The organism is Longimicrobium sp., assembly GCF_035474595.1.
Taxonomy (GTDB): Bacteria; Gemmatimonadota; Gemmatimonadetes; order Longimicrobiales; family Longimicrobiaceae; genus Longimicrobium.
Window position 1 is genome coordinate 1 of sequence record NZ_DATIND010000158.1, and the last position, 11,491, is coordinate 11,491.

At 70.5% G+C, this 11,491-nt stretch carries 10 protein-coding genes; 1 reads left to right on the forward strand and 9 read right to left on the reverse strand.

The genetic code is table 11. The annotated features are described in order from the left end of the window. On the forward strand, nt 1–245 hold a 245-nt coding region (locus tag VLK66_RS28045), incomplete at its 5' end, for a hypothetical protein (protein WP_325312832.1). 117 nt (nt 246–362) lie between these two features. Here the strand turns inward: VLK66_RS28045 and VLK66_RS28050 are convergent. The 9 genes from VLK66_RS28050 to VLK66_RS28090 all read right to left on the reverse strand — a co-directional run. After that, nucleotides 363–947, reverse strand: coding sequence for a hypothetical protein (locus VLK66_RS28050; RefSeq protein ID WP_325312833.1), 585 nt, complete (start codon nt 945–947; stop codon nt 363–365). Between the two features lie 211 nt (nt 948–1,158). Then, nucleotides 1,159–2,436, reverse strand: a complete 1,278-nt coding sequence (locus VLK66_RS28055; protein ID WP_325312834.1) for an MFS transporter — start codon at nt 2,434–2,436, stop codon at nt 1,159–1,161. A 297-nt stretch (nt 2,437–2,733) separates the two neighbouring features. Further along, complete coding sequence (locus VLK66_RS28060; protein ID WP_325312835.1) at nt 2,734–4,239, reverse strand: sulfatase-like hydrolase/transferase; 1,506 nt, start codon at nt 4,237–4,239, stop codon at nt 2,734–2,736. 627 nt (nt 4,240–4,866) lie between these two features. Further along, the gene (locus tag VLK66_RS28065) at nt 4,867–5,208 is read right to left on the reverse strand and encodes a hypothetical protein (RefSeq protein ID WP_325312836.1); all 342 of its coding nucleotides are present in this window, start codon (nt 5,206–5,208) and stop codon (nt 4,867–4,869) included. A 162-nt stretch (nt 5,209–5,370) separates the two neighbouring features. Further along, nucleotides 5,371–8,010, reverse strand: coding sequence for an alanine--tRNA ligase (gene alaS, locus VLK66_RS28070; protein WP_325312837.1), 2,640 nt, complete (start codon nt 8,008–8,010; stop codon nt 5,371–5,373). Between the two features lie 252 nt (nt 8,011–8,262). After that, a complete protein-coding gene (locus VLK66_RS28075) occupies nt 8,263–8,574 on the reverse strand; it encodes a GIY-YIG nuclease family protein (protein WP_325312838.1) in 312 nt (103 codons plus the stop codon). A 228-nt stretch (nt 8,575–8,802) separates the two neighbouring features. Beyond that, entirely contained in the window at nt 8,803–9,078 is a 276-nt protein-coding gene (locus VLK66_RS28080; protein WP_325312839.1) for a hypothetical protein, read from the reverse strand. Between the two features lie 82 nt (nt 9,079–9,160). Further along, nucleotides 9,161–10,150: a polyprenyl synthetase family protein gene (locus VLK66_RS28085; protein ID WP_325312840.1), complete on the reverse strand. Its 990-nt coding sequence runs from the start codon at nt 10,148–10,150 to the stop codon at nt 9,161–9,163. 71 nt (nt 10,151–10,221) lie between these two features. Next, nucleotides 10,222–11,491: tetratricopeptide repeat protein (locus tag VLK66_RS28090; protein ID WP_325312841.1), on the reverse strand; the 1,270-nt coding region annotated here is incomplete at its 5' end.

The following is an 11,491-nucleotide window of genomic DNA, read 5'->3' on the forward strand; positions in this document are numbered from 1 at the left end:
TCTTCTCTCCGCTCGTCGCCAGCCGCACCGCCTCCACCTTGAACTCGCGCGTGTACTGCCTTCGCTTCTCAGCCATGGACCACCTCCTCGCCCGAACCTACAGGCTTATTGAGGTGTCCACCACCGTGGGGCAATCCCAGGATGACGTCTCTCTGTGCGTTTGTGATGCACAGGTGATCGCCACATCCAATACCGAAAACCCGCTGCCGCGCTTCCGCCCCGCCCCCCGCCCGACGCCATCCTGAGGCCGGCCACACTGTCATCAGCGGCCACACGAGCGGTTGCAGGCCGAAGGATCCATAGCCGCGGCAGCACGTGACTTCGACGAGACGCGCGGATTCCGGATCGCCTGAACCGCGGCATCATGAGCATCCCTCCACCCACTCCACGGGCGGGAAGACGCCGCCGCGCATCTCCGTCACCACCTTGCCGTCGGTCTCGAAGACGATGCGGTGCAGCGTGTCGGCGGGTGCGCCGGGGATGACGACCAGGTAGTGGCCTGACTCGACGTACTTGTGCGGCTGAACGCGGGCGCCGGGATACAGCTGCCGCACGCGCGCCTCGCTGTCGCCGACGCGCGCGCCGAGCGCGGTGGCCACGCGCGTGCTGCTGTCGCGCGCCTGGACGCGGACGACCCTGCGCTCCACGAGCATCAGGCTCAGCCCGCGCGGACCCGTCCGCGGAAAGAGGAGGGCGCACTCCGGCTCCAGCTTCGCCGTCTCGCGCAGCCCGCCCGGCACCGCGGCGGCCAGACTCGCCACGTCCATCCCCACGCGCACGGGACCGACGCCGTTCGCGTCCAGGATCCACACCGAGTCCGCCGGTGCGGGGACGGGGGAATCCGCCATGGGTGCGGGCGGTGGCGGCGGCGCGGCCTTCCCATCATCCAAATCCTTCGAGCACGCGGCGAGCACGAGCAGCATCACGGCGGCGAATCTCATCTTCATCCAACCTCCCTGAAGTTCATGGGGATGCGGCACCCGCGCGGCGGCCGTCACTCCGCATTCGGAGACCCATTGTGCAATCCGGCAACCGCACGTGCGACCTCGCTTATAGATCCTTCGGCCTGCAACCGCCCGTGCAGGCGAAAGGGGACGGTGTGACGGCCTCAGGATGACGTCTCTCTGTGCGTTCGTCATACCCAGGTGATTGCCGGTATCACTCCGCCGCGATCTCGGCCGCGGCCATCTCCTCGCCCACGGTGCGGACGCGGCGCGCGCGGCCCACGGCGGAGAAGGTGAGCGCGGCGGCGACGCCGAGCACCGCGCACGCCGCCCACAGCGCCGGGCGGCTCCAGCCGAAGAGCGCCGCGCCGGCCGCGGGCGCGATGACGAACGCCATCGCCTGCGTGAAGCCGAGCGACGCCTGGTAGCGCCCCTGCAGCCCCTTCGGCGCCAGGTCCGCCACGAACGCGTGCGCCACGGGAAAGGCGATCACCTCGCCCAGCGTCCACAGCAGCACCGTCACCACGTACGCGGGAACGCCGTGCGCCACGCCCGTCGCGGCGATGCCCAAGCCGATCAGTATCGCCCCGGCCGAGAGCGGGATCCAGGCCACCATCCGCGCCGTCACCGCCGCCACCGGAAGCTCCAGCAGCACGCACAGGAAGCCGTTCAGCGAGATCAGCACCCCGTACTGCGCGGTGGTGAAGCCGCGCGCGCCCAGCTCCAGCGGCACCGACGCCATGTCCTGCGTGTGCACCACCGACATCATCGTCATCGCCACCAGGAAGGCCACCATCGCCCCGTCGCGCGCGATCAGCCGCAGCGCCGACGGCCCGCGCGGCGCATCCGCATCTCCATCCATCGCGACGCCCTGGTCCACGCGCCTGGGGATGAGGAAGAGGACGAGCAGGCCGTAGAGCACGGACGTGACCGCATCGCCCACGAACACCACGCCGATGGAGCGCTGCGCGAAGAAGCCCATGGTGGCCGGGCCCAGCGCGAACCCGACGTTGATGAAGAGGCGGTAGAGCGCGTAGGTGCCCACGCGGCGGCCGCGCGGGGTGACGTCGGCCAGGAGCGCGGCGGCGGCGGGGCGGTACATCTCCGCGCAGAAGCCGGCCAGCGCGGTGACGGCGGCCACCTCGGGGAGCGGCCCGGCGCGCCAGAGCGCCAGCATGGCCGCCGCGGACGAGAACATCGACAGCGCGATCGTCCGCCGCCGTCCGATGCGGTCGGCCAGGTGCCCGCCCACCATCGCCGCGCCGATGCCGCCCACGCCGTACATCGACGCCGCGAGCCCCGCCTGCGCCGGCGTGAAGCCGCGGCGGACGAGGATCAGGATGAGGAAGGTGAGGACGAACGAGCCGAAGCGGTTGATGAACGTTCCCGCGAACACCACCCACGCCTCGCGCGGCAGCGCCCGCACATCCGCCGCCAGCGCGCGCAGGCGGCCGGGTTCGCGCGGATCGGGTGCGGGTGAGGGGATGGTCACGATCGCGGCCAGGAGTGAAATCTCTGCGCGGCCAAAGTTGGGAAGGCGAATGAATTCGCGGCAAAAACTGCACAAAGTCCCTGCGGGACTGCTCCCCCGCATCCGCGCATTCCTCCGCCCTCCTGACACAGCGGAACGCGGGAAATGCGCCGCTGGCTGCCGGGCGCGCCGGAGCCCGTGAAAATCGTCGGAGAACGGCGCGGCGCCGGATCGGCACAGGGGGCATCGCCCAGATCGCATCGTGCCCGCGCCGGAAGCGATCCGGCGCGGGCACGTTCGTCCGGGTGCCGGCCCGGGTCAGGCCACCGCGCCCAGCGGCTGCAGCCGCGTGTTCTGCACCTCCTCCAGCTTCCTGCGCAGGCGGAGGTACTCGCGCTCCTGCTCCTCGGTGCGCTGGTGGCCCTCCCAGCACAGGTTCACGCACTCGTCGGGGTCGGTCAGCAGGTCGTACATCTCCCACTGCGGCGGAACGGGGTTCAGCCGCGCCGTGTCGTAGTACATCGCCAGCTTCCAGCGCTCCTCGCGGATGCTCACGATGTGGTTGGGCGGGTCCACGTACGGCGGGCTGGCCTGCCCCGCCTGCCAGTCGTCCCAGGTGAACACCACGTAGCCCTGCGGCGCGGCGGCCGCGTCGGGGTCCAGCACCACCCCGGCGTAGTCCACGCCCTGCCAGCCGGTGCGCGCCCCGGGCGGCGCGCCGAAGAGCGTGGCCAGCGTGGGCAGGAAGTCCACGTGCGACACCAGCGCGCGCGACGTCTGCTCGCGCGGGAAGAGCCTGGGGTTGGAGAAGACCAGCGGAACGCGGATCGCCTCCTCGTAGAAGTTGAAGTTCTTCTGCCGCATCCCGCCGTGCGCCATTCCCATCTCGCCGTGGTCGGCGGTGCGGATCACCACCGTGTCGTCGGTCAGCCCCACCTGGTCCAGCAGGTCCAGCACCTGCAGCAGCCGGTCGTCCGACGCGCGCATCAGGTTGCCGTAGAAGTTCAGGTAGTTGCGCTTCTTCTCGTCGCTGTCCAGCAGCCCGGTGAGGGCGAACAGGTCGCGGAACTGCTTCTGGCAGCCGGGCTTGGTCGACAGGTCCTCGTGCACCGTGGCGGGAAGCTCGATGTCGCCCTTCAGCCAGTTGTCGGTGTAGGCGGCCTGCTTGTAGGTCTTGGGATAGAAGAGCACGTCGTGCGGGTTCACCAGCGAGACCACCATGAAGAACGGCTGCTGCTGCGCCGCCACCGAGCGCAGGTACGCCAGCACGCCCTCGTGGCCGGCCTCCCAGTCGCCGTCGTCGTTCATGAAGCGCGCATCGTTGTCGGGATAGCCGCCGCCCGCCTCGGGGATGTCCTGGTTGGCGCCCGCGTCGGCCGGGTTCCAGCGCGTGAAGCCGTACTGCCCCACGTCGTTCGGAACCCACACGTCCCCGGTCATCTTGCTCAGGTGCCACTTCCCCTTGTAGACCACGGTGTACCCGGCCGCCTGCATCACCGAGGCGAGGTTGCGGTAGTCCAGCGGCATCTCCACCTGCGGGTAGCGCGGGCCGTCCATGTCCTCCTCGAGCGTGTACTTCACCCCGTGCTGCGCGGGAAAGTAGCCGGTCATCAGCGTGGCCCGCGCGGGCGAGCACATGCACGAGTTGGTGAAGGCGTTCTCGAAGGTGAGGCCGTTCTGCTGCAAGCGGGTGAGGCCGGGAAGGTTCTCCTTCGCCCACCCCGGCGGAAAGTGCTGGATCGCCCGGTCCTGATCGGTCACGAAGAGGATGACGTTCTTTCCGGCCATGCTTCCCGGCCGTGCGGACTCATGGGATTCGGGCATGCGGATTTCCTTTCCGGCGGATGGGAGGAAGACGGGGATACATCGATCCGGCACATTCTTGGAACGCGCAGATAATTGGCATCAGCCCCACTCGCGGCAAGCACGATGAGGTTCGGGGAAGATGATGGAATTTGCGATGACTTTGCTGCGCCACACTCCCCGCAGACGTCATCCTGAGGCCGCCCACACCGCAACCCGATCCGACGCAGATGGTTGCAGGCCGAAGGATCCATAGCCGGCCCAGCACGTCACTCGGTTCCGGCGCACGGAATTCCTGCCCGGCATCGGTGCGAGAGAGCCAGCCTCGCCCTCAGCTCAGCCTGCCAATCCCCCGGACGCCGCATGTGCCTGTGTGGGCCACAGCCGATCACCGGCGACTGATGAAGTCGCAGCAACGACTACGGGAAGCCTCGCAAACTGCGCGAGGCTGATCCGCTCATTCCGTGGCATCAGCGCTCGTGACCGATCTCCTTTCATCCTCCCTGGACGCGCGCAGCGCGGGGACGACTCAGGAAACAACGCGAGAGGGAAGACGGTCGGTTGGATGAACCAGCGCTCGCAACTGACACGAAAACGCCCGCGTCGGCTGGACCGGCGCGGGCGTTTTCGTTGTCGGGTGATGCGGAGTCAGGCGTCCGGCGCCAGCTCGGCGAGCGCGCCGCCGGCGCCCCAGCGCTCGCAGAACGCCGCCAGCCCGCCGGGATCGGCCTCGGCCTGCGCCTGAAGGGCGTGCGTGAGCAGCGCGTCGGCGGCCAGGAGCGGGAGGGCGTCTCCGCGGTCGCTGGCGCCGCCGCGGAGTTGGGCGTACAGCCGCAGCGCCGCCGCCGCCAGCGTGTCGGCGACGGTGCCGTGCGCGTCCGCGGGGAGGGCGGCGAGCATGGCGTCCAGCAGCGCGGGCGGCGTGGCGGGCACGCGCTCGCGCAGCCACGCCGCGGTGGCGGAGGTTGACTCGGTCGTGTCGGACGACAACGGCAATCGTGCGCCTTCGTAACGGTGTGCCGGGACTGGCGATAGATCCTTCGGCCTGCCGTCATCATCGCACCCAGGCGACGGTGTGGCCGGCCTCAGGATGACGTCCTCGAGTGGGGCATCTCACTGCCCTGCATCCACTCAGGACTCAGGACTCAGGACTCAGGACTTCGTTCCGCCCGCGAGCAGGCGGCCCACGATCTCCCCCACCTTCCCGAGCGCCTCGGGGACGCGGCTCGGGTCGCCAATGCCGGCCTGGGCCATGTGCGGCTTGCCGCCGCCCTTGCCGCCCGCGAGCGCCGCCACCTCGCGGATCACCGCGTCGGCGCGGACGCCGCGGGTGATCATGTCGTCGGTCACCACCGCCAGCATCATCGGCCGCTCGCCGCCGCTGGCCAGCACCGCCACGCCGCTCCCCAGCCGCTCGCGCACGCCGTCGCCCAGCGCGCGCAGGTCGTCGGCGCTCTCCGCGTCCACGGGCGTGGCGATCACCTTCGTCCCGTCCACGCTCCGCGCGCCCTCGATCAGGGTGGCGATCGCGTCGCCGCCGCCCTGGGTGCGCGCCTTCTCCAGCTGCTTCTGCAGCTCGCGCCCCTGCGCCAGCACCTGCTGCAGGCGGGGGAGAAGGTTCTCCTCGCGCGTCTTCAGCGCGGCCGCGGCCTCGCGCAGCGTCCGCTCGTCGCGCAGGACGAGCTGGTACGCGCCGGGGCCCGTCACCGCCTCGATGCGCCGCACGCCGCCCGCCACGCCCGACTCGCCGACGATGCGGAAGAGGCCGATCTGCCCGGTGGAGCGCACGTGCGTGCCGCCGCACAGCTCCATGCTGAAGCCGGGGATCTCCACCACGCGCACGCGGTCGCCGTACTTCTCGCCGAACAGCGCCATCGCCCCGCGCTGGCGGGCCTGGTCCAGCGCCATCTCCTCGGTCCGCACCGCGTCGTTGCGCCAGATCTCGCGGTTCACGATCTCCTCGATGCGCAGGCGCTCGTCGTCGGTCAGCGCGCCGCTGTGCGAGAAGTCGAAGCGCAGCCGGTCGGGCGACACCAGCGAGCCCATCTGGTGCACGTGCTCGCCCAGCACGGTGCGCAGCGCCGCGTGCAGCAGGTGCGTGGCCGTGTGGTTGCGCTCCGTGTCGCGCCGCGTGGACTCCTCCACCTCCGCGCGCACCGGCGTGGCCGAGAAGTCGCCGTCGACCGGGCCGATGACGGCGACGCGGCCCGACACCTTCCGCACCTCGTTCACGCGCATCGTCCACCCGTCGCCGCGCACGTGGCCGGTGTCGCTGATCTGCCCGCCGCTCTCGGCGTAGAACGGGTTTTCGCGCAGCTGCAGGGCAATGCGCCCGTCGTCCATCCGCCGGTAGGCCAGGATGTCGGTCTCCAGCGAGGTGGCGCGGTAGGCGGCGAACTCCTGCTCCGCCCCGGCCGCGTCGCCCACCATCTCCCACCCGTCCGACAGCGCGTCCGCCTCCACCGCGATGCCGCTGGCCGCGCGGTCCTCGCGGCTCCTGCGGCGCTGCGCGTCCAGCTCGGCCTCGAAGCCCTCCAGGTCGATCCCGTAGCCGCGCTCCTGCGCCATCAGCTCGGTGAGGTCCACCGGGAAGCCCCAGGTGTCGTAGAGCTTGAAGACCTCCCTGCCGCCGATCGTCCCCGTCGCGCCCGCGGGCGCCACCTCGTCGAAGCGCCGCATCCCCGCGTCGATGGTGGAGAGGAAGCGCTCCTCCTCCGCGCGGGTGTTGCGCACGATGTACTCGCGGCGCGCCAGCAGCTCGGGATAGGTGACCCCCATGCGGTCGATCACCGCCTCCACCACGCCGGCCAAGGTGGGCTCGCGGCGGCCCATGAGCCACGCGTGGCGCACGGCGCGGCGCAGGATGCGGCGCAGCACGTAGCCGCGCCCCTCGTTGCTGGGGAAGACGCCGTCGGCCAGCAGGAACGCCGTCGCGCGCGCGTGGTCGGCCAGCACGCGGTAGCTCACCCCGTGCGGCGTGTCGTACTCGTACGGGATACCCACGATCTCCACCGCGCGGGCGATGATGTCGGTGAAGAGGTCGGTCATGTAGTTGGTCGCGACGCCCTGCAGGATCGAGGTCAGGCGCTCGAGCCCCATCCCGGTGTCGATGGACGGCGCGGGGAGGGGCGTCAGGTTGCCGTCCGCGTCGCGATCGTACTGCATGAACACCAGGTTCCAGAACTCCAGGATCTCGCCGGCCTCGGTCAGCTCCTCGAACTCCTCCCGCGACACGTCGGTGCCGAGCCCCTCCGTGCGCCGGTCGTAGTGGATCTCGCTGCAGGGGCCGCAGGGGCCGGTGTCGGCCATCTGCCAGAAGTTGTCCTTGTCGCCCAGGCGGAAGATGCGCGTCTCCGGCAGTCCCGCGATCTCCTGCCAGAGCGCGGCCGCCTCGTCGTCGGTGTAGTGGACCGTCACCCAGAGCCGGCCGGGGTCCATCCCGAAGTCCACCGTCAGCAGCTCCCAGGCGAAGCGGATGGCGTCGCGCTTGAAGTAGTCGCCGAAGGAGAAGTTCCCCAGCATCTCGAAGAAGGTCTGGTGCCGCGCGGTGTAGCCCACGTTCTCCAGGTCGTTGTGCTTGCCGCCGGCGCGCACGCACTTCTGGCTGGTGGCCGCGCGGGTGTACCCGGGGTTCTCCATCCCCAGGAACACCTTCTTGAACTGCACCATCCCCGCGTTGGTGAACAGCAGCGTGGGGTCGTCGGCCGGCACCAGGGACGAGCTGGGGCGTACCTCGTGCCCGTTGCGGGCGAAGTAGTCCAGGAACGCGGCGCGGATCTCGTCGGAGCGCATGTATCCGTCAGGCAAAGGCTTGCGGTTGATGTACCACGGGTAACTTAACGCGCGCCGTGCCGCGCTCTCAAGGGACGGGAGCGATCATCGCGATGTGCCGTACAGGCACCGGAACACGCCCCGCGCCGACGTCATCCTGAGGCCGGCCACACCGGGCTTGATCCCACAGCGTAGGATGCAGGCCGAAGGATCCATAGCCGGTCCCGCATGTCACTCTGCAAGACGCCCGGATCTATAGGCAACGACGGGGAATCAGCGGATCGGCGTGAAGAAGCCTTCATCGTCCGACAGGTCGCGCCACGTGGGGTTCGCGGCCGAGATCAGCGCGATCTTACGCGAGCGCCGCCACCCCTTCAGCTGCTTCTCGCGCGCAATCGCCACCTGCGGATGCGCGGCCTCCTCGAAGTAGACCAGCTGCGTCACGTTGTATGTGGCCGTGAAGCCCGGAGCCGCCTTCTGCTTGTGCTCCCACACGCGGCGCACCAGGTCGTTCGTCATCCCGATGTACAGCGTGCGGCTGACGTTGGACATCACGTAGATGTAGTACCGATCGTTGGATGGCATCGGCTTCCACGAGGCTGGAGCGTCAAGGCGGCTGAGTGCCGGCCGCGGCTATGGATCCTTCGGCCTGCAGGCACCCGTAACGCGAACAGTACGGTGTGGCCGGCCTCAGGATGACGTCTCTCCCAGTGTTTGCGTGGCAAATTTTCCGTAGACTGGAGTCGGCGAAACGCGAAAAGGGGAGACGGCGCGGTCTCCCCTTTCGCAACCTGCCGGCCGGCTTCGCGCCCGTTACAGCCAGGTCCGCGCGGCCAGCGCCACGATCAGCACCCCGAGCACGCTCAGGAAGTCCAGCCGGATGACCAGCGGCCCCAGGGTCAGCCCCACCGCCACCAGGTCGATCACCAGCGGCCCGAAGGCGGCCGCCACCGACGTGGTGAAGAAGGTGCGCGCCGAGCTGTCGGGCATGAAGCGCACGCACAGCTCCGAGAGCAGCGCACCCAGCAGCAGCCCGATCAGCACCACCACAAGGAGCCGCCCCATCCTCCGCGAGCGTGTCGCGCTCATCTCACCTCCCCACCCGGTTCCAGTTTCACTCGCGTCCGATCAAGACGTCTCTCGCCGCCGCGCTGCGGCAAATGCGGTGCCGCTACCGGCGGCGCTCCACCGCGTACACGATGCTGTCGCGCAGCGCCTCGAGCGCGGGCCCCTCGGGAAGCCCCTCCAGCGCCTCGTGCGCGCGCTGCGCCGACTGCAGCGCCAGCCCGCGCGCGTACTCCAGCCCGCCGTGCCGCGACACCATCTCCACCACCTCGTGGATGGCCGGGTCGGTGGGCTCGGGGTCGCGGAAGAAGGCCTCCACCCCGGCCCGCTCCGCCTTCGACAGCTTCGGCAGCGCGTGAATGAGCGGGAGCGTGACCTTGTGCTCGCGCAGGTCCAGCCCGCTGGGCTTTCCCGTGTCGGCCGAGTCGGCGGTGTAGTCCAGCAGGTCGTCGGCGATCTGGAAGGCGCGGCCCAGCTCGGTGCCGTAGCGCGCCAGCGCGTCGCGGTGCTCGGGGGCCCCGGTCAGCGCGCCCATCTCGCAGGCGGCCGACATCAGCGACGCCGTCTTGCTGTCGATCAGGCGGAAGTAGTCGCCCTCGCCGAACCCCAGCGCGTCATGCGAGACCAGCTGGCGCATCTCGCCCACCGTCATGGCGTTGGCCGCGGCGGCGATCACGCGGATGGGCTCCAGGTCGCCCAGGCGGGTGATCTCGCTGATGGAGCGCGAGTACAGGTAGTCGCCCATGATGATGGCCACCTGGTGGCTCCACAGCGCGTTCACCGTGGGCATCCCCCGGCGCAGCACCGAGTGGTCCACCGCGTCGTCGTGCACCAGGGTGGCCAGGTGCACCAACTCGATGATGGCGGCGAGGGTCTCGGCGGTGGGGTTGGCGCCGCCGTTCAGCTGGTCGCACAGCAGCACGAGCCCGGGGCGAAAGAGCTTCCCCCGGATCTTCATCAGGTAGTGGTTGACTTCGTCGATGGGCGCGAAGTCGCTCACCACGATGCGGCGGATCTCGTCCACCACGCCGTCCAGGCGGTCGCGGACGGGCGCGTGGATGTCGGAGAGCCGGATGGGTGCGGTGCGCAGCGTCATGCCTGGCGGCGGTTGCCGTCTGTAAATCCGTGTGTTGGCGTGCCGTAACCTACACCCGGCCCGCCGGGGTGTCAAAGCGGCGTGGCCGTCTTCAGCTGCTCGATGCGACGCGCCGTGTCGCGGAAGCGGATGTCCACCGAGAGCACGCGCTCGAAGTAGTCGATCGCCTGCCGGGGATGGCCCAGCGCCTCCTCGGTGCGCCCCAGTTGGTAGAGCACGCCCACCAGGTCCGAGTCGGCGGCGCCGGTGATGCGCAGCGCGCGGTCGAGCACGCGGCCGGCAACGGCGTACTGCCCCTTCTCCACGAAGCAGGCGCCCAGCATCTCCAGCGTGGCCAGCGGGTTGGCGCCCCCGCGAAGCGCCACCTGGAACTCGGCGATCGCCTCGTCCACCAGCCCCATCTCCTTGAAGGCCACGCCCAGGTCGTAGTGGCTGTCGCTGTCTTCCACCTCGATGTTCTCGGCCACCTTCTGGCGGAAGTGGGCCAGCATCTCGGCGAAGTCGCGGTCCTCGTCGCCGGTGGGCTCGTGCTCCTCCACCACGAAGCGGGTGGTGGGCTCGCGGTCTTCGGGCTCGCCCAGGATCAGGGCGCCCAGGTCCACGTACTCGTCGCCGCGCGGCGCCTGCGGCTGCGCGGGCGCGTCCGGGGCCGCGGGCGCGGCGGGGCGGGCGGCCTGCGCGGCGGCCACCGCGTTGCGCGCCTCCTGGTTCTCGGGATCGAGCTCCAGCACGCGGCGGAACACGGCCTCGCTCTTGGGCGCGTCACCGCCCGCGGCGAAGTGGCGGCCCAGCGCCAGGTAGGCCACCACCTGCTCCTCGCGGTCGCCGGAGCGGAAGGCGTACTCCACCCGCTTCTGCAGCAGCACGGGGTCGCCGGGACGCAGCCGGATGAGCTCGGAGATCGGCCCCACGGCGCCCAGGTAGTTCCCCTGCCCCGCCAGCGTCTTGTGCATCTCCTCCAGCAGCGCCGGCACCTCGTGCCCCAGCCCGTGGTCGTGCAGCGAGTGCACCAGCGCCTCGCGCGCGGCGGCGTCGTGCGGGGCGGCGGCCACCCGGCTGCGCAGCTCCTCCAGCCGGTCGGGGATGACGGGCGCGGGGGGCGCGGTGGGCGCGGCGGCCGGCTTCGGCGTGGCGGGCGCGGGCGCGGGCGAGTCGAAGTCGATCAGCGGGAGCGGCTCGTCTTCGTCGTCCTCCCCCGGACCGAAGTCCACCGTCGACTCGTCGAGCGAGACCTCGCCGAAGCGCGCGGGGTCGGGCCCGCGCGCCGGAGCGGCCGGCGGCCCGGGGGCGGCCGCGGGCTCGTCGTCGAAGCCGATCAGCGGGAGGTCGGCGAAGGCGTCT